We start from the raw sequence: 20,565 nt of genomic DNA, 5'->3' as shown, positions 1-20,565 counted from the left end.
GCACACACATGGGGGCGGATATCGATCATCGCAGTGTCGAGCGCGCTTATGCGCGCTGGGCGCCGATCTATGACGCCGTGTTCGGCAAGGTGTTCGCGCCGGGCCGCGCGGCGGCGATCGAAGCCGCGGAGAAGGCCTGCGGCGCCGGCGGGGGACGCATTCTCGAAGTCGGCGTCGGCACCGGCATTTCGTTGCCGGACTACGGCACGCGCAACAAAATCGTCGGCGTCGATCTGTGCGAGCCGATGCTGCGCCAGGCGGTGCAGCGCGTCACCGAGCACAAGCTCACGCATGTCGATGTCCTCTCGGTGATGGATGCCGAGCGGCTGGCCTTGCCGGACGGTGCGTTCGACGTCGTGGTGGCGCAGTTCGTCATCACCGCCGTGCCGAACCCGGAAGCGACGCTCGATGAATTCGCGCGTGTGACGAAGGCGGGCGGCGAGATCATCCTGGTCAATCACATCGGCGCCGAAAGCGGACCGCGCAAAGCGTTCGAGCTGTGCTTTGCGCCCGTTGCGCGCAAGCTCGGCTGGCGGCCCGAATTTCCGTTCAAGCGCCTCACCGATTGGGCCGCGCGTCATGGCGGCGTTCGTCTGATCGAACGCCGGCCGATGCAGCCGCTCGGCCATTTTTCGCTCATCCGCTTCGAGCGCTTGAACGAGCCGGATCGTCGCAGCGCCGTCTGAAGCGGAACCGCTGGTGGCGTTGTCCCGTTGTCCTGCCAGTCATGGCAGAGCAGGGGACCGGACATGAAATACGGCAAACGCGCCTTCGTGGGCATCGTGCTGGCACTCGGCGTTCCCGCCATCGCCGTGGCGCAGACGCCGCCCTCCAGCAAAGCGCCCGTCGCGCCCAACGCGGAGCGGCTCGATTCGACGAAATGCGCGCCGAGCGACGTGCCCTCGACGACCGGCCAGGCCGCGCCCAGCGAGCCGGGCCACGCCGGCAGCAGCAACCTCACCGACAAGCTCGCTCAATCCGGCGGGGTGATTTGCCCGCCCGCGCATTCCGACGATGAGATCAAGGCGCCGACCCCGCCCGGCGGCGCGATGCCGGTGATCCCGCCGCCCGGTTCCCCCGGCGGCGACCCGAACGTCCAGCCGAAATAGGGACGGGGACAGGCCTGTCGGCTTTGCTTGACAGGCTTCGTCCGGCCTCCCTATATCGGCGCTCTATTCCGGCGCGTTTCGGAATGGCGGGGTAGCTCAGCTGGTTAGAGCGGCGGAATCATAATCCGTAGGTCGGGGGTTCGAGTCCCTCCCCCGCTACCACCTAAATTAAGTCCTCGGTATCATTAGATTTTTTAGTGTGCACGAAGATGGGCGTCGGAGACGGCCCCCGCTAAGGTACTGATTTAGCTGCAGTGTTTTTTGGCAGCCGAGGCACCCGCCTCAGCGTGACGGGCAGGCTGAAGAATCTGGTCATTACCTAGGTCTCGCCGGTCGGTTCGTGATCTGGAGCCTTTCTCATGATCGATAGCATCGGCTTATCGATTGATGTGTCTTCGTGGGGCCAAACAGTCTCGCACAGCGAAGATGGGAAGTGGCCGCAACGGCAATTCGGCTTCACCGGCCGTCCGCAGACCGATCATTACTTCGAACTAGTCGGCGACGATCTCGGCTCGCTGTCGGTGAACATGGGCCTGATCCGCGGCGAGTATAAGCCGAAGGACTATCCGCTCGAACGCGGTATCGGAACGATCGCCTACGCGTCAGCCTCACCACCCGACGCGGATCTACCGGGCATGGACGCCATGCTTCATGGCTGGTGGTGGATGCCGGAAACGCTGTTCGATGAGGTGTGGCTGCAAGCCCGCGAGCACACCTGGCGGACATGTATGGTGCAGTTGGAGATCGCGCCGGTCACCAATGACGTGATAGCATTCCAGTGGGACGTGACTAAGCGGAAGGTGCTGCATGTGCTGCGGGCCAGCGTGAGCTTTAATCGAGCGCAGCCAAGCGTGGCGAAGCCGCAGACCGAACCGCGACGCCGCGGACTATTCGGGTAGCTCACAGCAGCGCGACCAGTTCCTGGTAGCCGCCAACCTTCAGCCCCAGCGCCGACCGACCAAGCCGACTCGTCAGCCTTGCGTCCTCGGTCACCAGCAGGTCGACGTGGTGGGCCGCGGTGACGCCGATTAGGGCGTCAGGCGCATGGCGGACGTTTCCGCCGATCAACTGGTCGAGGGCCTGGTTCGTGGCGGTGTCGCCCCACGTCGCTTCGCCCCATCGCGACACATCCCAGACGGCGCCGCTGGTCGCGATCTGCTCGGTCGGTATCGCCAGCACCTTCGCGCGCTTTTCGTCGTCAGGGATGCGGCCGAGTTGGTCGCGCTGAATGTGGGTGGACAGGATCGTCATGCGACCTTCAGCCACCGCGGCAAGCAGCTTCGCCAACGTCGACGGGTCGGCCACCAGCGCGTCGAAGATGTTGGTGTCGAGCATGATTCTCATGGGGAGAATCTACCGCCAACCGTCCCAGCCCGTCCCATTGTCCTTAAAAAGGCGGGGGTATCGCGGGGGTACTGGGCATATCGTCCTATCGTGACATCAATGAAATCAATAACTTAGGCGCCAATCATAAATCCCTCCCCGCTACCAAGCCAAGGCCCTGGTAAGTCAGGGCTTTTAGACAGCGCGAAAATTTGAACGGCGCGAACCGCGCTGGAGGCAGCGCGGTTAAGAGCGCGTATCGGCGCGCGCCTTCGGATCAGTCGGTGATCTCGACCATCAGCATCTCGCCGTCGACCTTCACCGGGAAGGTCCGCAACGGTTCGGTCGCCGGCTCGGCGCGGACTTCGCCTGTTGGCACATGAAACAGGGCCTGATGGATCGGGCATTCGATGCAGTCGCCGTCGAGATAACCATCCGACAGCAGCGCGAAGGCGTGCGTGCAGATATCGGAGGTGGCGTAAAAGGTGCCGTCGATCCGGTAGAGGGCGATCATTTTATCCGCGGCCGACGCGGCGAGCACCTTGCCCTCCTGCACGTCGTCCGCCTTCGCCACTGCATGCCACGCCATATCGATCCCCGTCTTCTTGTGAGTCTGTCGTTGAGTGCCTTGCGGCGCCGTCACCAGCCGATAGCGGCGCCGTCTTTGCGGTTGTCCGTCGCGGCCAGCCAGCTCTCGCCGAGCCGGTAGACGATCTGCGCCGAGCCGAAATCCATGTAGCCCGGCGGCATCGGCTTGATGACATGACCGCGCGCGGCCAGCTGTGTCTTCACCGCGTCGTCGACGCGGTCCTCAAGGTTGATGGCCATGTCCGCCATGTAGCGATAGCGCGCCGCTTCGATGGCGCTCTGCGGCTCGCTGTTCGCGGCGAGCACGCGCAACAGCAATTGCACGTGGCCCTGCGGCTGCATGTTGCCGCCGGTGACGCCGAGGCTTATCAGCGGCGCGCCGTCCTTGAACACCATGGCCGGCAGCAACGTGTGCAGCGGCCGTTTGCCGGGCGCGGGGGCGTTCGGGTGGCCTTCCTTGAAGGTGAAGGAGCCGGCGCGGTTATGCAGGCTGATGCCTGTGTCGGGCACGACGACGCCCGAACCGAAGCCGACGAAGTTCGATTGCAGCAGCGACACCATCATGCCGTCGCGGTCGCCGGCGGTCACGACCACCGTGCCGCCATCGACCGGCAGGCCGGCTTGGTATGTTTGCGCGCGATCGCCGATCAGCTTGGCACGGGTCTTGAGGTAATCCGGTGACAGCAGCGCCTCGGCATGGACCGGCATCGCATCGGGATCGGCGACATAGCGCGCGACATCGGCGGCGGCCAATTTGAAAGCCTCGATCTGCAGATGGATGCTGGCGGCGCCGCCGAGGTCGGCAATGTCCACATCGCAATGCGCGAGGATGCCGAGCGTCATCGGCACGACGAGGCCCTGGCTGTTGGGCGGCATCTCGTAGAGCGTATGGCCGAGCACGTCGGCCTGCAGCGGCGTCACCCAGTCGGTGCGATGGTTGGCAAGGTCTTCAGCCGCCATGAGGCCGCCATGCGCGCGGCTGTGGCCGAGCATCGCTTCGGCGAGGCGGCCTTCGTAGAACGTGCGCCCTTTGGTCTCGGCTATGTCTTGCAGGCTGCGCGCCAAAGCCGGCAGCCGGAAGATCTGGCCGATGGCGGGCACTTTGCCCCCGGGCATATAGGCGTCGGCAAAGCCCGGCTGCGGCGCGAGCTCGGCGGCCTGCACCTGCCAGCGATCGGCCACGCTCGGCGACACCGGAAAGCCGGCTTCGGCCCATTCAATGGCGGGCTCAAACAGTTTGGCGAAAGGCAGTCTGCCGAAGCGCTCCGACAGATCGCGCCACAGCGCCACCATGCCGGGCACGGTGATGCTGTTCCAGCCGCGCGGCGCGATCCCGGACCATGATTTCAGCACATCCGGCGTCCAGGCGCGCGGCGCGCCGCCCGAACCATTGAGCGCGTGGACCGTGCGTCCATCCCACACCAGCGCGAACGCATCGCTGCCGAGTCCGGTCGACGCCGGCTCGACCACGGTCAAGGCAATGCCGGCGGCAAGCGCCGCGTCGACGGCGTTGCCGCCCTGGCGCAGCATCGCCAGGCCGGCCTGCGCCGCGAGCGGTTGCGAGGTCGCGACGACCTCGCGCGCGATCGTGGGGCGACGCATGCCGCTGCCCTCGGGTGGCCAACGGAGAGTCATGCGCGCGCCAGGGGCCCGCGCTCGGCGGCGGTGGTCACGTCGCTCAGCCCTTCGGCTGCAGGTATTCGATCGGCGTGCTCAACACGACCTCGGCATAGATCGGCTGGAACTTGGCCGGGCCGCCATCGACCAGCAGCGCGAATTTCGGCCGCATCTCGGCGACGACCTTGAGGATCTTCTTGTGTTCCTCGATGCTCTTCCACTCGCCGATCAGGAAGAAGCGGCCGGGATCGCTGGTGTCGCGGCACAGCACGCCGTCGCGCACCTGCGCGTCGGACTTGTGCATCGGATTGTCGTCCGAGTAGTCGAACTCCTCGAACAGCTTGATGAACTCGTCTTCCATCCCCGGCTGAACGCGGAAGTCGTAGATGTGCAGGACGTTCCCCTTGTCCGCCAGCGCTGTCAAAGCCATGTCGTTTTTCCTTCTCGTTGATCGGTAACGTTGCGTGATTGTGCGGCGGCCGTTCAGGCCTTGCTCGGCGTCGGCGGCGCGACAGCCGGTTTCGGCGCGTGACCGCGGCGCGATTCGTGCCAGGGGATCAGCACGCTTTCGAGGTATTCCATCAGGTAGAACAGCGCGGTGCCGATCAGTGCGAGCAGCAGGATCGCGGCGAAGACGCGGTCGGTGCGGAACATGCCTTGCGCGCTGAGAATGACGAAGCCGAGCCCGCTTTGCGCGGCCACGAACTCGCCGACGATGGCACCGACCAGCGACAGCGACATCGCCACCTTCATGCCGGCGATGATGCTCGGCAGCGCGTTCGGCAACCGCAGTTTGATCAGCATCTTGAAGCCCGATCCGCGCATCGAACGGCCGAGGTCGATCATGTCGGGCGTCAGCGAACGCAGGCCGAGCACCGCGTCGATGACGATGGCGAAGATCGAGATCATGATGCCCATGGCGATCTTCGAGGCATTGCCGGTGCCGAGCCAGATGACGAACAGCGGCGCCAGCGCGACCTTGGGCACGTTGTTGAGCGCGACGAGCACCGTATAGAGCGTCTTCTCCAGCAGCGGGGAGTAGACGATCGCGACCGCCAGTCCGACGCCGAAGACGACCGACAGCACGAAGGCCACGACCGTGTTCGACAGAGTGTGCATCGACTGAACGAAGTAGAAATCGGGATGCGAGACGATCTCGTCGAACACGACGTTGACGCCGGGCACGAGAATTTCCGGCACATTGAACAGCGAGACCGCGGCCTGCCACACCAGCAGCAACGCGGCGAGCGTCCAAAGCTCGGTCGGGATCGGGAGCTTGCGAAGCGCGTTCATGCGTCAATCCTTGCGGAAGGCCCCGTGCTGCTCGAGCAGACCACGCAGATGCCGGCTGTACTGCCCGAATTTCGGCTCCTCGCGGATATCGAGCGAGCGCGGCCGCGGGAAATCGATGTCGAGCACCTCGACGATGCGGCCCGGCTTGTCGGAAACGACGACCACGCGGTCGGACAGGAACACGGCCTCGGAGATGCTGTGCGTGACGAACAAAGCGGTCTTGGCGGTCTTCTGCCACAGGCTCTGCAGCTCGACGTTCAGCTCGTCGCGCGTCAGCGCGTCGAGCGCGCCGAACGGCTCGTCCATCAACAGCAGTTCGGGATCGTCGATCAGCGCGCGGCAGATCGCGGCGCGCTGGCGCATGCCGCCGGACAATTCCCACGGCCGCTTGTTCTCGAAGCCCTTGAGGCCGAAGGTCGCCAGCAGTTGCTGGGCCTTTTCGCGATAGGCCTTCGGTTTCTTGTTCTTGAAGTCGATCGGCAGCAGCACGTTGTCGATGATGGTGCGCCAGTTCACCAGCACGTCGCGCTGGAAGACGAAGCCGAGGCCGTCGAGGCCGCGGCCGCGCAGATGCACGTGGCCGGTCGAGGCGTCCTCGAGGCCGGCAACGATACGCAGCAAGGTGGTCTTGCCGCAGCCGCTCGGCCCGAGCAGGCTGATGAACTCGCCCGGGTAGATGTCGAGACTGACCGAGCCGAGCGCGGTGACCGCGCCATCGGATGAATGATAGACCTTGCCCACCGCGTCGATCTCGATGGCAGGCTGTCGCGCCGCCGGCGCAACGTCCTTCAAGGTGCTCACGGGCTCCGATGTCGCGGCCAACGCCATTGCCGGTGCGCCGTTACTTGCCGGCCACGATCGACTTGCCGTAGGCGGCGTCGACGTAGTCGTTGGTGAAGTACTTCTCGGGCTTGGAGCCGGGCGAAATCACCTTGGCCGCTTCCATGACCTTGATGGCCTTGGCCCATTCTTCGGCGCTTTGCGGGCCGGGGAAGGTGGTCTTGCCCTGGGTGCCGAAGTAGGGCGCCTGCTCCTTGAACTCGGAGACCAGCCGCTCGACCGTGGTCGCGGCGTTCGGGCGCAGCTTCATTACGGCCTTGGCCGCTTCTTCGGCGTGGCCGTCGATGATGTAGGCCCAGGCGGCCGATACGACGCTGACGAAGCGCTTGATCGCGGGACCCTTCTTCTTCAGCGCTTCCGTGTTGGCGACGATGCCGAAGGTCGGCAGGTTCATGCCGTAATCGGCGAACAGCACCGCCTTCGACGGACGCTTTTCCGCGACGCGCGGAAAGTCGGCCGGCACCGTGGTGATGAAGGCGTCGGCGCCGCCGGTCATGTAGGTCGACATCTTGGCCGAGGCTTCGACGCCAACCAGATTGAGGCTGCTGTACGACACGCCGTTCTGGGCGAAGAACGGCTCCAGGAACGGCGATTCAAACGACGCCGGCGTATAGATCATCTTCTTGCCGACGAAGTCCTTCATCGATTTGATGTCGAGCTTGGCGTCGTAAATGATGCCCAACGGGCTTTTCTGCAGATATTCCGCGACGGCGATGATCGGCAGACCCTTGGACGCGCCGACCGCCGCCGACGACAACGCGCCGTGGCCGAGGTCGAACTTGCCGTTGCCGACGAGCTGAACCATCGTGATCGAGCCGTTGCCGTCTTCCATCTGGATGTCGAGGTCGGCCGCCTTGAACCAGCCCTTTTCCATCGCGAGATAGAAGGGCAGGTGCATGACGTAGGCCGACCATTCGAGCCGCATCGTCAGCGTATCGGCGGCCTTGGCCGGCGCGGCAACGGCGGTGAGCGCGACGGCGGCGACGAGGCCGCCACGAGCCCATGTGAGGCAATGTTCTACAGTTCGGCGCAGCATGTATTTGTCTCCGTGTCTTGGGTCATGCGTGAGGTGAAACAGCATGCGCGCCGGCTGCACGCAGGGCAGTCAGATCAAGGCGGATAGACGATGCAGGTCGGCACCAGGACGGTGTCGTAGATACAGTTGCGTTCTTTCAGCAGCAGCCTGTCGCCCTGCATCAGAAACTTGTCACGGTATTTGCCGCACTGCAGGAGCCGCGTCGGTTCGTCCACCAGCGTCTCCAGAATGATGTAGTTCGCCTGCGCCGTGATGATCTCGCCGTCGAAGTCGGTGACGCGCACGGGCGTGATGTGATGCATCACGTAGCGCGGCGCGAACATCTCGGTGTGGGCGATGGCGTAAGCGCGGTCCTTGAGCATGCCCATGCCTTCGCAGGACATCAGCGACAGGGGCAGCGTGGAGTCGGCATTGTCGCGCGCGATCAGCCGATAGATGCCGTCTTCCGTGAAGAAGGCCGGCCACGCCTCGATGTCGCCGCGGTCGAGCGTATCGGCGTAGTCGGCATTGAATTCCTGCACGGCGAAAGCAAGATCGCGGCGGAGGGCGGGGTCGAGCGGCGTCTTGGCCGGCGCGTTCGGTGCGGTCAGCATCACAGACCCATTTCTTCGCGATAATGACGATACATGCTGCGGATGGCCCGGTCGGTGATGACGACTTCCGGGCCTTCGACGTCCTTGCCGAGCGGGGCAAGGCCGTGACGCGGCACCGAGCGCATGACGCCATCCTGCACGAACTTGATGGCCTCGTTGTCGTCGATGCCGATGAAGCCGCCGGGACCGAAGATGTTATTCTGGCGCAGCCGGTGCTGCTCCATCGCCGCGTCGTCGTCGGCGAAGCCGAACGTCGTCCAGATCAGCATGAACTGGTTAGGCCCCATCGGCACGATATGACGCGCGCCGAGAATGTTGGTCTGCCGCAGCAGAATGAGGTTGGGCCAGATGGTGATGGCGTTGCTGGTCCAGGGCGAATCCTTCTCCGGGATGAGCTGGATCACGCGCGGGTCGGCGAGCTGCATCGCCGCGTGGAACGACCTGATTTCGGTCTTGGCCTGGTCGTTCTCCGGCCGGCCCTGCGGCCGCGCATTGCACAAGGTCGAATGCCGGCCCTTGCTGTCGGTCAGGATCATCGTCTTGTTGCCGGCGACGAACAGACCGAAGGTGGTCAGGTACGTGTGCAGCAGCGTCGCGTGGTAGGGGTCCTTCAGGTTCTCCTGATAGAGCTTCCAGTTGCCGGGCATGACGTTGCGGTGCACGCCGAGCAGTTTCAGCTTCCGGCCGTCGAACACCGTGTCGAACTGGTCGAGCATTTCCGGTCCGAGATAGTCCTCGAACGATTCCATGTCGTCGCGGAAGGAGGCGAACACGACGCCATGGCGGGTGGCGACGTTGAGCCGGCGCAGGCTATGCTCGTCGAGCTTGAAGTCGGCCGGCATACCGCCGACGCCCTTCACACCGCGGCGGAACGGCACCGACACCAGCGCGCCGGACAGGTCATAGGTCCACTGGTGATACGGGCAGATGAACTGTTTGGTGTTGCCGCGATAGGTCTTGCAGAACTCGGCGCCGCGATGGGCGCAGCGGTTTTCGAAGGCGTGAACTTCGCCCTGCGGGTCGCGGGCGACGATGATCGGCGTCGCGCCGATATAGGAGCGGATGTAGTCGCCGGGATTGGGCAGTTCGCATTCGAGCGCGACGTAATTCCAGGTCTTGCCGCGGAAAATGCGTTCTTGCTCAAGGTCGTAGATGCGTTGATCGGTATAGATCCAATCCGGAATCTCGGCCGGGTCGGACGGCCACGCCAGATCGGTCATATCGGCTTGCGCGTGGGTTTCGGTGAAACGGCAGTCGTTCGTCATGAGCCCGTCCCGTACAATTGGCAGGGCCCCACACGCCCGGAGCCCGCAGCGAAGAACTGTAACATCGAACTATTATAAGTGTACGATTTTTGGGATACAGGTCAAATTGTGCGCGGCGCTGCCTAATAGGCGGGCATTGGCGCGCCTCAACCGGATGTAAGTGCGCACGCCCGATACGTAATAGTTCGCGTTAGTTGCGGCGATTTGGCCGCTTAATTTGCTGGCAAGCCGTTGCGATACGGCCGCTCTTGAGTGGTTCTTGGGCAGTGGCTAGACTGTTGTTACAAAATCGGTACGGCGGCATTGAGCCGCACCTCGAGCGCGCCGGCCCGCCCGGCGACGGCAGTGGACCCTTTCACGATGAAGCCTTCCCTCAATACGTTGCCGGCCACCGAGCTTGCCGCTCAGGCCACTGCGGGCGCCATTACCTGCGAGCAGGTGGTGCGCGAATGCCTTGACCGCGTTGCGGCGCGCGAGCCGGTCATCAAGGCGTGGGCCTACATCGATCCCGATCTCGTGCTGCGCCAAGCCAAGGCCATCGACGCGCGCGCCAATCGCGGTCCGCTGCATGGCGTGCCGATCGGCATCAAGGACGTCATCGAGACCGCCGACATGCCGACGCAGATGGGCTCGTCGATTTATCGCGGCTACCAAACGCTTTCGGACGCGTCATGCGTTGCCGTTCTGCGGGCGGCGGGCGCATTGATTTTCGGGAAGACGGTGACCTGCGAATTCGCCGGCCCGGCGGCGAACGTCACGACCAACCCCCATGATCCCACCCGCACGCCGGGCGGCTCTTCGAGCGGGTCGGGCGCCGCTGTCGCCGATTACATGGTGCCCTTCGGATTCGGCACGCAGACGGGCGGCTCGGTGCAGCGGCCGTCGTCGTATTGCGGCATCGTCGGCTTTAAGCCGAGCTTCGGTCTCATCAACCCGCAGGGCGTGAAGCCGGCGGCGGAAAGCCTCGATACCGTCGGCCTGATGGTGCGCACGGTCGAGGATGCCGAGCTGTTCATGCGCGTGCTGACCGGCAGCGAACCCGTGCGATGGCTGAGCGGGGATACGCGGATCCGCGTCGGCCTGTGCCGCACTTATGCGTGGGACGGCGCGGAGGAGGCGACACGCCAGGCCGTCGAGGATGCGGCGCGGCGCCTGGAGAAGGCCGGTTTCACGGTGCGCGATGTCGAACTGCCGTCCCCTTGCGAGACGCTGCCGACGACGCGCGAGATCATCAACGACTTCGAACGCGCGCGTGGCATGGCGTGGGAATGGAACACGCATCGCGATCAGATCAGCGCGGCGCTCGCCAAGGCGATCCGCAACGGCCTGACCATCCCGCGCGCGCAATATATCGAGGCGCTCGAGACGGTCGAACGGTGCCGTCAGCGCACGGCGCAACTGTTCAACGACGTCGACGTGTTGCTGACGCCGACGGTGAACGGCGAGGCGCCGGTCGGCCTTGCCAACACCGGCGATCATCGCTTCCAGAGCATCTGGACGCAGTTGCGCACGCCGGCGGTGACGCTGCCGACGCATGCGGGGCCGAACGGCATGCCGGTCGGCATCCAGCTCATCGGACCGCGCTATGGCGACGACCGGCTGCTGGCGATCGCGCAGCGCGTCTTTGCGCTGCTCGGCCGCGGACCGATGATCAAGCTCTAGAGCGAGGACACTCCGTCATTCCGCGCTAAGATCTGGCTGGATTCCGGGTCCGCGCGCTAAGGGCGCGCGTCCCGGAATGACTGATTTGCGTAAACCGCTCTCGCTACGGCACGCAGCCGGCCGGCAGCGTGGCGGCATACCGGGCGACGCCGCCGGGCGTCGTCACCCACACTTTGTCGAAGCCGGGATGCTGCATCAGCGCCTGCAAAGCCTGGCGCACCTGCAGCAGGCGGAACGGCTGCCCGGTGCAGAACGTGTGCAGCGACACGCCGAAGACGAGCGACTGGTTCTGCGACAGGTGCAGCATCGCCTCGAACTGATCGAGGATCATGCGATGGAAGTCCGTCGCCGGCTGGGCGCGGCTCAGCATGGTCGGCGTATCGTTGATCTCGATCGGGTAGGGCACCGACATGATGCGGCCGGCGCGCGTCTTCATCCAGAACGGCTGGTCGTCGGCGGGCCAGTCCATCAGGAACGTGTAGCCGTTCTCCTGCAGCAGGTCTGGCGTCAGATGGGTTTCCGAGATCCACGGACCCATCCAGCCGTAGGGGCGCTGACCGCAATGCTTCTCCAGCGTCGCGGTCGCCTGCGCGATCATCGCCGCTTCGGTCGCGGTGTCCATGTCGGACTGGCGTTCCGAATTCGTATAGCCGTGTCCGACCACCTCGTCGCCGCGCTGGCGGATGCGCGCAGGAATTTGCGGCATCTCCTCGCACACCGACGCATTGAGCAGATGGCACATCGGCAGCTTCAGTTCGTCCATCAGGTCGAAGATGCGCCAGATGCCGACGCGTAGGCCGTAATCGCGCCAGCCGAAATTGCGCACGTCCGGCTGCGGGCCGGGCGCCGTCGGCGTATGGCCGAGCCCTTCGCCGAAACTGAAATGCTCGACATTGAGCGCTACGTAGAAGGCGAGGCGCTTGCCGCCGGGCCACGTGTAGTCCGTCTTTCTCTCGACGATCGGCGAATAGGCGTAGCGATTATGCTTCTTGAGTTTCATGCGGACGGCTTCTCATGACACGGGCGCGGACGCGCCCATCAGTTCCGACAGATCGCGCGGGCGGATCGGGAATTGCCGGATACGAACATCGAAGGGCGAAAGCGCATCCTCCACGGCCGAGGCGATCGCCGCCGGAATCGGCAGCACGCCGGACTCGCCGATGCCTTTCACGCCGAGAGGATTGAGCGGCGTCGGCGTCTCGCGGTGGGCGAGGTCGAGCTTGGGCATCTCCGACGCCGTGACCAGGAGATAATCGGCCAAGGTCGTCGTCAGCGGCTGACCTTCCTCGTCGTAGCCCATCCACTCGTAGAGCGCGTTGCCGATGCCGTGCGCGATGGCGCCGATGACCTGGCCGTCGGCGATCATCGGATTGATGATCTTGCCGGCGTCATGCATGAACACGACGCGCGTCACCTTCACCGCGGCGGTCTTGATGTCGACCTCGACTTCGGCGATGGCCGTGCCGTTGCCGTACGTCATCGCGTCGATGACGACGTTCTCGGTCGCGTCGAGGCCCGGCGGCAGATTGCCCGGCAGCACGAAGCCGGCCGCGCCCGCCATGGTCCGTGCGATCGTGCCGAGCGACACCTTCATGTCGCTCGCGCCCTTCACCACGACATTGTCACCGTCGATATCGAGATCGGAGGCGTCGACTTCGAGCAGATGGCTGGCGACGAGCAGCGCCTTCTCGCGCACCTTCACCGCGGCGACATGCGCCGACGAGCCGGCCATCACCGCTTGGCGGCTGTTGAAGCCGCCAAAGCCCATCGACACCTTGCCGGAGTCGCCGGCGGTGACGACGATGCGTTCCATCGCGCCGCCGAGCTGTTCGGCGACGATCTGCGCGATCATGGTCTTGGTGCTTTGGCCCATCGCCGCCGCGCCGGTCGAAACTTCGATCAGACCCGAGGCGGCGACGCGCACGCGCACCTGCTCATAGGGGCCTCGGCCGGTCGCTTCGACGAAGTTGGCGAGACCGATGCCGAGATACCGGCCTTGCGTCCGCGCTTCCTGTTGCCGCTTGGGAAAATCGGTCCAACCGGCGCGCGCCAGCGCGTCGGCCTGGCAGGCCGGATAGTCGCCGGAGTCGAGCACGATGGGCACGCCGCCGCGGGTGACGAAGCCCTTCTTGAATGGCATCGCCTCGGCCGGCACCAGATTGCGCCGGCGGATCTCAGCACGGTCGATGTTGAGCTCGCGCGCGGCGCGATCGAGCAGCCGCTCCATCACGAACACGCCTTGCGGCTGGCCGGCGCCGCGCACGGGCGTCACCGGCACCTTGTTGGTGAGCGCGACCTTCACGTCCATGCGGAAGGCCGGCACCACATAAGCGAGCGACATCGCGGCCACGGCGCCTTGCGGCACGGTGAGGCCGCGCGCGGTATAAGCGCCGTGGTCGTGCAGCAACGTGCCGCGCACGCCGAGGATCTTGGCGTCGGCATCGAGCGCGATCTCGGCGTCCCAATACTGATCGCGCTCCTGCGTGGTGGTGATGAAATGCTCACGCCGGTCTTCGATCCAGCGCACCGGCTTGCCCAGCGTCAGCGCGGCGATCGCGACGGCCGCTTCTTCCGGATAGAACACCAGTTTCGGCCCGAAGCCGCCGCCGACATCCGGCGCGACGACGCGCACGGAAGCCTCCTCGCGGCCGAGCAGCTCGGCAATGATGCGCGCGGCGACCAGAGGCGTCTGTGTCGAACTCCACAACGTCACCTTGTCGTCGACGTCGTCGTGGGATGCCACGCAGCCGCGGCATTCCATCGAATGGGCGCAGCCGCGATGCAGCCAGTAGGAGTCCTTGAACACATGTGCGGCGCCGGCGAAGGCGGCGTCGATGTCGCCGTAGGCGCTGTTGAAGGCGGCGACGAGATTGTTGGCGGCGTCGCTGTGCACGGGCGGCGCCTCGGGCGCGAGCGCGGCGCGGCAATCGGCTGCCGCCGGCAAGACCTCGAACTCGATCTCCACCAGTGCGGCGGCGTCTTCGGCGACATAGGCGTCGCTTGCCACCACCATGGCGATCGCTTCGCCGACATAGACCGTTTCATCGGCCGCGAGAATGAAGCGGTCGCGCTGCTGCGTGTAGGTCTTGTCCGGCAGGGCGACGACGAGACGGTCGGTCGTCGCCCGCGCGCGGATATCCTCGGCGGTGAGCACCGCGACGACGCCGGGCAGCGCCATGGCCGCGCTCTTGTCGATCGAGACGATCTTGGCGTGCGCATAAGGGCTGCGCACGAAAGCCGCGTGCAGCATGCCCGGCAGCTTGATGTCGGCGACGAAGCGCGCCTTACCGCACAACAAATCCCGGTCTTCGAGCCGGAGGGTCGATTGTCCGAAGGTCTTGGTGGCGTTGATAGGCGCGGGCACGCGGGTCCTTCCGTCGGCTACATCAGCGCCGGCTTGCCGCGCGGACCCTTTTTGGCCTGCTGGCGAAATTCGGCGTAGTCCTCTTCGTCGAGCGGGCGGCCCTTGTTGGCAAGCAGATGCCGCACGAGATTGGCCGCCGCCTGTCCCTTGAGCGCGCGGCCCCACATCTCGTCGATGGCCGCTTCGTGGAACGAGAGCGCATCCGGCGCCGAGGTGATCATCGCCACGCCGACGCGCACGTTGGGCTCGCCGCCGAGGCGGAAGGGGCTGAGCACCAGGATCTTGCGGTCGGGCTGGCGGAAGAGCTGGAAGCCCGAGTGCGGCAACGTATCGGTGACGATACCGATCTGCACGCCGATCGGCGGCTCCTCGAGCAGGTTGGCGAAGTGCTCGATCTCGGCGCGCGCCAGCGCCTTGCGCTGCGCCACGACATCCTCGGGCAGGCCGCTGCGGCCGATCAAGCCGTGATGCAGGAAGCGCTCGATCTCCATCGCCGACATCAGGTTGACGATGTTCGGGCGCCGGCGCCGGTACATTGCCTTACGCTCGCGCAAGATCTGCATGATCTTGGGAATGTCGGCCAGCGCGCGTTCGCGGTTGACGACGTTCTTGGTGACGTTCTCGGTCAGAACCTCTTCGAGCGTCGCCTCGAAGTTATCCGATGCGAGCAGGAACGAGATCGGACCGGACAACACCATGAGGTGCTCGGCCGTTTCCTCGATCTGCCGCATGCGCTCGAAATAAGTGACGGCGGAAGGGATGTATTCGATGCCGACGCCGAGCAAGGACGGGATCGACACGCCGAGCAGGTCGGCGAGGCGCTCGAGCGTCTCGATCTTGGCGAGTTCGCCCTTCTCGAAGCGATAGAGCGCCGTGCGCGAAATGCCGAGCTTGTGCGCGATCTCGTCCGCACTCAGGCCAGAACCGAGACGATAGGCCTTCAACCGGTTGCCGATCTCGTCGTAACGGAAAGCCATCGCCGTCTCCCAGGTATCAAGGGTTAGGCAGCAGCACGATGCGGCCGCTGACGCGCCTATCTACAATGTCCTGCAAGGCCTTCGCAAACGCGTCCAGCGGATAGGTGACCGTCGCCGCGGGCTTGAGTTTCCCCGCTTCGTACCAGGCGAAAATCTCTTTGAGGCACTGTGCCATCAGCTCAGGCATGCGCTTACGGTAGTCGCTCACCTGGAGGCCGCTCACCTCGATGTTCTTGACCAGGAGGTAGTTGACCTTGACGGTCGGGATGCGGCCGGCGGCGAAGCCGATGACGACCAGGCGGCCGCGCCAGGCAAGGGCGCGCAGCGCCGCGTCGAAGGGATCGCCGCCAAGCGGGTCGATGACGATATCGACGCCCTTGCCGCCGTTTTTGGCGAAGACCTGCTCACGCAGCGAATCGCGCAGATTGTCTTGGGACAGGTCGATGATGTCGTCGGCGCCGGCCTCCAGCGCCAAAGGCGCCTTGCTGGCATTGGATACGCCGGCGAGCACCTTGGCGCCCATCGCCTTGGCGAGCTGGACCGCGGCAAGGCCGACGCCGCCGGTGCTGCCGAGCACCAGCACGCTGTCGCCCGCTTGGATGCGCGCGCGTTCGCGCAGCGCAAACCACGAGGTATCGTAGACCAGCGCCATCGACGCGGCGTCGACGAAGCTCATCGCGTCGGGGAGCTTGAAACACTGCTTGGCGTCGACCGCGACCTGCTCGGCATAGCCGCCTTGTTCGGCCAAGGTGAGCACGCGGTCGCCGACCTTGAGCGTCGTGACGCCACTGCCGACGGCGCTGACAATGCCGGCCGGCAGCTTGCCCGGCGCAAAGGGTCGCTCAGGCAGGAATTGGTATTTGCCGGTGACGACGAGGCTGTCGACATAATTGACGGCCGTCGCTTTGATGGTGACGAGGACCTCGCTGGGCCCAGGCTGTGGGGTCGGCAGGTCGCCGACGGTGTGGCTGAGGATGGGCCCGAATTCTTTGACGACGGCGGCGCGCATGAGGTCCTGGGGTCTCGGGAAACGACTATCTCATTTTTAGTACAGTGGCCCCGATGGCGCAACATAAACACACGTCAGGGATGCGTCGGCTCAGACCAATCTGACAAATAGATTAGGAAATATGGTGCTTTACCGGAGTTTAGAAGTGTGCGACGTTAGTCCTCGGAATTTGTCTCAATAAGTGTACAGACGGCGCCAAAGCGGCTCTGGCCGGCATGGCGCTGTCTGCCGCACATTAAAGTCCGCGCCATGAAACCTGCCTCCTTCAATTATCACGCGCCGCGCTCGGTCGACGAAGCGGTCGCGCTGCTGGCCGAGTTCGGCCCGCAGGACGGGCGCGTCCTCGCCGGCGGCCAGAGCCTGGTGCCGACCATGGCGTTCCGCATGGCGCGGCCGACCCATCTCATCGACATCAACGGCATTGCCGAATTGGCCAGGCTGACGGTCGACGGCGACCGGCTCAGCATCGGCGCCTGCGTGCGCCACGCCGCGTTCGACAGCGATACGGTGAAAGGCGCGACCGGCGACCTCCTGCGCAAGGTCGTGCACAACATCGCGCATTATCCCATTCGTACGCGTGGCACGTTCTGCGGCAGCGTCGCCAATGCCGATCCGGCTTCCGAATGGTGCTGCGTGATGGCGGCGCTCGACGGCATCGCCGTGCTGCGCAGTCAGCGCGAGACGCGCCGCGTGCCCGCCGCCGACTTCAATCAGGGTGTGATGATGACCGATTTGCAGGAGGACGAGATGGTCGTCGCCTGCGAATTGCCGCTCCTGCCGGAAGGCACGCGCAGTGGCTTCGTCGAGTTCAGCCGGCGCAAGGGCGATTTCGCCATTGCCATGGCGCTGGTCGCCTACCGGCTCGAGAACGGTCTGATCGTCGAGCCACGTGTGGCCGTCGGCGGCGCCGAGCCGCATGCGCGGCGCATCGCCGAAGCCGAGGACGCGCTGCGCGGACAGGCGCCCGGCGCGGATGTTTTCGCGGCTGCGGCGGAAGTGGCCGCGCAAGTGGTCGATCCCATGGAAGACATCAACAACACGGCCGCCTATCGTCGCGGTCTGGTGCGGACGCTGACCGAGCGTGCGCTGGAGAGCGCAGCATGAGCGACCGGCGCGAGATCACGCTGACCATCAACGGCACGGCCCATAATGTGACGGTCGAGCCGCGGCGCACTTTGGCCGATGTGATTCGCGACGATTGCGGCCAGACCGGCACGCATATCGGTTGCGAGCATGGGGTGTGCGGCGCTTGCACGGTGCTGGTCGACAACGAGCCGGTGCGCTCGTGTCTGATGTTCGCGGTGCAGGCGGAGGGCCGCGCCATCCGCACGGTGGAAGGTCTGCAACAGGGCGACAAGCTGCATCCGATGCAGGAAGCCTTCATGCGGCATCACGCCTTGCAGTGCGGCTTCTGCACGCCGGGTTTCCTGATGCTGGCGGTCGGCGCCTTGGAGAAGAAGCCGGACCTCAGCGACGAAGAGCTGGTCGATATTCTCTCGTCCAATCTTTGCCGCTGCACCGGCTATGAGAACATCATCAAGGCGGTGCGCGCGGCCGCCGCGGACATGAAGGCAACAGCGTGAGCGCCAAGCCGGCATCCTGGATCGGCGCTTCGGTCGAGCGGCTGGAGGACCGGCCGCTGGTCACGGGGCAGGGCCGCTTTGCCGGCGACGTGTCGTTCCCGCATCAACTGCACATGCGCATTGTGCGGTCGGCCTATGCGCATGGCCGGCTCCGCGCGATCGACACGGCGCAGGCGCGCGCGTTGCGCGGCGTCGTCGCCATTTGGACCGCCGCGGATATCGCGGATCTGTCGCCGATCGATTTTCGCGAGGGCCCCAACGAGAAATTGGCGCCGTTCCGCCAGCCGGTGCTGGCCAGGGACATGGTGCGCTATGCCGGCGAGCCGGTGGCGGCGGTGTTCGCGACCGACCCTTACGTCGCAGAAGATGCAGCCGACCTGGTCGAGGTCGATATCGAAGAGTTGGACGCCGTCACCGATGCGTCGCTGCCGGTGAGCGAGTTCGCAGCTGGTCTGACCACCGAGCCGACCATCTGCCGCCAGGGCTATGGCGATATCGCCGATGCCTTCAAACAGGCTGCGACCGTTGTCGAGCTCGACCTTTCGGTCGGCCGCCATTCCGGCGTGCCTCTCGAAACGCGCGGTGCCATCGGCCGCTACGACGCGGCGCGCGACGTGCTGGAGCTGCACGGCGCCGCCAAGGTGCCGCACAAGAACCGCGAGTCGCTGGCGCGCATGCTCGGGCGCAGCACCGCCGGCATCCACCTCTATGAGGGCCATGTCGGCGGCGGCTTCGGCATTCGCGGCGAGATCTATCCGGAAGACATCCTGGTGCTGGTGGCGGCGATGCGGCTCGGCCGTCCGGTCAAATGGCTGGAGGACCGCCGCGAGCACATGATCGCGGCCAACCATTCGCGCCAGCAGCGTCACCGGATCCGCGCCGCGGTGGACGCCGAAGGCCGGCTCATAGGCATCGACGACGACTTCTTCCACGACCAGGGCGGTTATATCCGCACGCATGGCACGCGTATCGCCGACACCGCTTGCGGCATTCTGCCGGGGCCTTACCGCTTGCCGCATTTTCGTGTGAACGGTCACTTCCGTCTCACCAACAAGACGCCGGCGGCGACCTATCGCGCGCCCGGCCGCTACGAGACCAATTTCGTGCGCGAGCGTCTAATGGACGCGATTGCGCGTGAGCTCGGCCTGTCGCGCATTGAGGTGCGCCGGCGCAATCTCATCAGCCCGGACGAGATGCCGTATGAGCGACCGCTGGTCGCGCTGGGTGACGAGGTCGTGCTCGACTCCGGCGACTATGCCGGCCTCCTCGACAAGGCGCTGGACCGTTGCGGCTGGGACGAGCTCGAACGCAAGGTGCGGGCGCGGCGCGAGGCCGGCGAATATGTCGGCCTTGGTCTCGCGATGTATGTCGAGAAGAGCGGGCTCGGGCCGACCGACGGCGCCCGCGTCAATGTGCATACCAGCGGCGAGGTCGAGGTCATCACCGGCGGCGCTTCCGTCGGTCAGGGCTTCGAGACCGTCATTGCCCAGGTCTGCGCGGACACACTCGGCGTCGACTACCGGCGCGTGCGTGTCGTGCACGGCCGCACCGACCGTATCGAATACGGCATCGGCGCGCATGCGACGCGCGCGACGGTGATGACCGCCAATGCAACGGCGGTTGCGGCGGCGAAGGTGCGCGACAAGGCGCTCGACATGGCGGCGCAGCTTCTGCAGGCGGATGCCGCGCAACTCACCATCGCCGACGGCAATGTCATGCGTCGGGATGGCGCCGGCGCCACCATCGGTCTCGGCGAGCTTGCGCACCATCTGCGTCCGGTATCGCCGACGCGTGGCGAGCGTGATCCCGGTCTCGCGGCCGAAGGCTGGTTCACCACGGATCACATGACGTATCCTTACGGCGTGCAGATCGCGCAGGTGGCGCTCGATGCCGGGACCGGCGCCGTGCGCATCGAGAAGATGCTGATCGCTTTCGACGTCGGCCGCGCCATCAATCCGATGCTGGTGCGCGGTCAGCTCGTCGGCGGCTTCGTGCAGGGGCTTGGCGGCGCGCTGTTCGAGGAGTTTCAGTATGACGAGCGCGGCCAACCGTTATCGGTGACCTTCGCCGACTATCTGATGCCGACGGCGCATGAAGTGCCGGAGGTCGACATCCTGTTGGCCGAGGATGCGCCGAGCACCTGCAATCCGCTCGGCATCAAGGGCGCGGGCGAGGGCGGCGTCGCAGCCGTCGGCGCCGTGATCGCTTCGGCGGTCGACGATGCGCTGGGCGGCAAGGGATTGATCACGCAGATTCCGATCACGCCGCAGGCCGTCAAGGCGATGATCGACGCACAGCGCAACTAA

General features: G+C 65.3%; 20 protein-coding genes and 1 tRNA gene. 8 read left to right on the top strand and 13 right to left on the bottom strand.

From position 1 onward, the window contains the following. Window positions 1–8: 8 nt before the first annotated feature. From DW352_RS11740 to DW352_RS11725, 4 genes are all read left to right on the top strand, one after another. On the top strand, window positions 9–686 hold the full coding sequence (locus DW352_RS11740) for a class I SAM-dependent methyltransferase (RefSeq protein ID WP_115691443.1): 678 nt from the start codon (window positions 9–11) through the stop codon (window positions 684–686). Window positions 687–749: 63 nt separating this feature from the next. After that, complete coding sequence (locus DW352_RS11735) at window positions 750–1,109, top strand: hypothetical protein (RefSeq protein ID WP_115691441.1); 360 nt, start codon at window positions 750–752, stop codon at window positions 1,107–1,109. Window positions 1,110–1,194: 85 nt separating this feature from the next. Then, window positions 1,195–1,271 (top strand) — tRNA-Met (locus DW352_RS11730). A 197-nt stretch (window positions 1,272–1,468) separates the two neighbouring features. After that, entirely contained in the window at window positions 1,469–2,008 is a 540-nt protein-coding gene (locus tag DW352_RS11725; protein ID WP_115691439.1) for a hypothetical protein, read from the top strand. A gap of 1 nt (window position 2,009) precedes the next feature. On the opposite strand, the gene DW352_RS11720 is transcribed toward DW352_RS11725, so the two are convergent. From DW352_RS11720 to DW352_RS11680, 9 genes are all read right to left on the bottom strand, one after another. Continuing rightward, on the bottom strand, window positions 2,010–2,444 hold the full coding sequence (locus DW352_RS11720; RefSeq protein ID WP_115691437.1) for a hypothetical protein: 435 nt from the start codon (window positions 2,442–2,444) through the stop codon (window positions 2,010–2,012). Window positions 2,445–2,709: 265 nt separating this feature from the next. Beyond that, a complete protein-coding gene (locus tag DW352_RS11715) occupies window positions 2,710–3,021 on the bottom strand; it encodes a non-heme iron oxygenase ferredoxin subunit (protein WP_115691435.1) in 312 nt (103 codons plus the stop codon). A 50-nt stretch (window positions 3,022–3,071) separates the two neighbouring features. Continuing rightward, entirely contained in the window at window positions 3,072–4,622 is a 1,551-nt protein-coding gene (locus tag DW352_RS11710; protein ID WP_245434411.1) for a gamma-glutamyltransferase family protein, read from the bottom strand. 76 nt (window positions 4,623–4,698) lie between these two features. Further along, entirely contained in the window at window positions 4,699–5,067 is a 369-nt protein-coding gene (locus DW352_RS11705) for a putative quinol monooxygenase (protein ID WP_115691431.1), read from the bottom strand. Between the two features lie 53 nt (window positions 5,068–5,120). Beyond that, window positions 5,121–5,930: an ABC transporter permease gene (locus DW352_RS11700; protein ID WP_115691429.1), complete on the bottom strand. Its 810-nt coding sequence runs from the start codon at window positions 5,928–5,930 to the stop codon at window positions 5,121–5,123. Between the two features lie 3 nt (window positions 5,931–5,933). Beyond that, complete coding sequence (locus DW352_RS11695; RefSeq protein WP_245434410.1) at window positions 5,934–6,731, bottom strand: ABC transporter ATP-binding protein; 798 nt, start codon at window positions 6,729–6,731, stop codon at window positions 5,934–5,936. A gap of 40 nt (window positions 6,732–6,771) precedes the next feature. Then, window positions 6,772–7,806: an ABC transporter substrate-binding protein gene (locus tag DW352_RS11690; RefSeq protein WP_162826917.1), complete on the bottom strand. Its 1,035-nt coding sequence runs from the start codon at window positions 7,804–7,806 to the stop codon at window positions 6,772–6,774. Window positions 7,807–7,880: 74 nt separating this feature from the next. Beyond that, entirely contained in the window at window positions 7,881–8,399 is a 519-nt protein-coding gene (locus tag DW352_RS11685; protein WP_115691423.1) for an aromatic-ring-hydroxylating dioxygenase subunit beta, read from the bottom strand. Then, on the bottom strand, window positions 8,399–9,664 hold the full coding sequence (locus DW352_RS11680; RefSeq protein ID WP_115691421.1) for an aromatic ring-hydroxylating oxygenase subunit alpha: 1,266 nt from the start codon (window positions 9,662–9,664) through the stop codon (window positions 8,399–8,401). The genes DW352_RS11685 and DW352_RS11680 overlap by 1 nt, the downstream gene beginning before the upstream one ends. Before the next feature lie 360 nt (window positions 9,665–10,024). Between DW352_RS11680 and DW352_RS11675 the strand changes: the two genes are divergently transcribed. Next, window positions 10,025–11,326: an amidase gene (locus DW352_RS11675; RefSeq protein WP_162826915.1), complete on the top strand. Its 1,302-nt coding sequence runs from the start codon at window positions 10,025–10,027 to the stop codon at window positions 11,324–11,326. Between the two features lie 103 nt (window positions 11,327–11,429). Here the strand turns inward: DW352_RS11675 and DW352_RS11670 are convergent, their stop codons facing one another. Genes DW352_RS11670 through DW352_RS11655 form a run of 4 tightly spaced genes read right to left on the bottom strand, consistent with a single transcriptional unit; the run spans window position 11,430 to window position 16,676 of the window. Next, window positions 11,430–12,326, bottom strand: coding sequence for a polysaccharide deacetylase family protein (locus tag DW352_RS11670; RefSeq protein WP_115691417.1), 897 nt, complete (start codon window positions 12,324–12,326; stop codon window positions 11,430–11,432). 12 nt (window positions 12,327–12,338) lie between these two features. Next, entirely contained in the window at window positions 12,339–14,690 is a 2,352-nt protein-coding gene (locus tag DW352_RS11665; protein WP_115691415.1) for a xanthine dehydrogenase family protein molybdopterin-binding subunit, read from the bottom strand. Between the two features lie 17 nt (window positions 14,691–14,707). Beyond that, a complete protein-coding gene (locus DW352_RS11660) occupies window positions 14,708–15,667 on the bottom strand; it encodes a helix-turn-helix domain-containing protein (protein ID WP_115691413.1) in 960 nt (319 codons plus the stop codon). A 16-nt stretch (window positions 15,668–15,683) separates the two neighbouring features. Next, a complete protein-coding gene (locus DW352_RS11655) occupies window positions 15,684–16,676 on the bottom strand; it encodes an NADPH:quinone oxidoreductase family protein (protein ID WP_115691411.1) in 993 nt (330 codons plus the stop codon). A 249-nt stretch (window positions 16,677–16,925) separates the two neighbouring features. On the opposite strand from DW352_RS11655, the gene DW352_RS11650 reads away from it, so the two are divergent. The 3 genes from DW352_RS11650 to DW352_RS11640 are packed head-to-tail and all read left to right on the top strand — an operon-like array spanning window position 16,926 to window position 20,565. After that, window positions 16,926–17,780: an FAD binding domain-containing protein gene (locus DW352_RS11650; RefSeq protein WP_115691410.1), complete on the top strand. Its 855-nt coding sequence runs from the start codon at window positions 16,926–16,928 to the stop codon at window positions 17,778–17,780. Beyond that, window positions 17,777–18,259, top strand: coding sequence for a (2Fe-2S)-binding protein (locus tag DW352_RS11645; RefSeq protein ID WP_115691408.1), 483 nt, complete (start codon window positions 17,777–17,779; stop codon window positions 18,257–18,259). Before DW352_RS11650 ends, DW352_RS11645 begins: the two co-directional genes overlap by 4 nt. After that, window positions 18,256–20,565, top strand: a complete 2,310-nt coding sequence (locus DW352_RS11640; protein WP_115691406.1) for a xanthine dehydrogenase family protein molybdopterin-binding subunit — start codon at window positions 18,256–18,258, stop codon at window positions 20,563–20,565. Before DW352_RS11645 ends, DW352_RS11640 begins: the two co-directional genes overlap by 4 nt.

It is taken from the genome of Pseudolabrys taiwanensis (genome assembly GCF_003367395.1).
In the GTDB taxonomy this organism is placed as follows: Bacteria; Pseudomonadota; Alphaproteobacteria; order Rhizobiales; family Xanthobacteraceae; genus Pseudolabrys; species Pseudolabrys taiwanensis.
Note: the sequence above shows the minus strand (reverse complement) of the source record. Positions and strands in the feature narration are given on the sequence as shown.

Coding starts and splice junctions, on each gene's coding strand:
- DW352_RS11740 (WP_115691443.1), top strand. CDS start 9: ATGGGGGCGGATATCGATCATCGCAGTGTCGAGCGCGCTTATGCGCGC.
- DW352_RS11735 (WP_115691441.1), top strand. CDS start 750: ATGAAATACGGCAAACGCGCCTTCGTGGGCATCGTGCTGGCACTCGGC.
- DW352_RS11725 (WP_115691439.1), top strand. CDS start 1,469: ATGATCGATAGCATCGGCTTATCGATTGATGTGTCTTCGTGGGGCCAA.
- DW352_RS11720 (WP_115691437.1), bottom strand. CDS start 2,444: ATGCTCGACACCAACATCTTCGACGCGCTGGTGGCCGACCCGTCGACG.
- DW352_RS11715 (WP_115691435.1), bottom strand. CDS start 3,021: ATGGCGTGGCATGCAGTGGCGAAGGCGGACGACGTGCAGGAGGGCAAG.
- DW352_RS11710 (WP_245434411.1), bottom strand. CDS start 4,622: ATGCGTCGCCCCACGATCGCGCGCGAGGTCGTCGCGACCTCGCAACCG.
- DW352_RS11705 (WP_115691431.1), bottom strand. CDS start 5,067: ATGGCTTTGACAGCGCTGGCGGACAAGGGGAACGTCCTGCACATCTAC.
- DW352_RS11700 (WP_115691429.1), bottom strand. CDS start 5,930: ATGAACGCGCTTCGCAAGCTCCCGATCCCGACCGAGCTTTGGACGCTC.
- DW352_RS11690 (WP_162826917.1), bottom strand. CDS start 7,806: ATGCTGCGCCGAACTGTAGAACATTGCCTCACATGGGCTCGTGGCGGC.
- DW352_RS11685 (WP_115691423.1), bottom strand. CDS start 8,399: ATGCTGACCGCACCGAACGCGCCGGCCAAGACGCCGCTCGACCCCGCC.
- DW352_RS11680 (WP_115691421.1), bottom strand. CDS start 9,664: ATGACGAACGACTGCCGTTTCACCGAAACCCACGCGCAAGCCGATATG.
- DW352_RS11675 (WP_162826915.1), top strand. CDS start 10,025: ATGAAGCCTTCCCTCAATACGTTGCCGGCCACCGAGCTTGCCGCTCAG.
- DW352_RS11670 (WP_115691417.1), bottom strand. CDS start 12,326: ATGAAACTCAAGAAGCATAATCGCTACGCCTATTCGCCGATCGTCGAG.
- DW352_RS11660 (WP_115691413.1), bottom strand. CDS start 15,667: ATGGCTTTCCGTTACGACGAGATCGGCAACCGGTTGAAGGCCTATCGT.
- DW352_RS11655 (WP_115691411.1), bottom strand. CDS start 16,676: ATGCGCGCCGCCGTCGTCAAAGAATTCGGGCCCATCCTCAGCCACACC.
- DW352_RS11650 (WP_115691410.1), top strand. CDS start 16,926: ATGAAACCTGCCTCCTTCAATTATCACGCGCCGCGCTCGGTCGACGAA.
- DW352_RS11645 (WP_115691408.1), top strand. CDS start 17,777: ATGAGCGACCGGCGCGAGATCACGCTGACCATCAACGGCACGGCCCAT.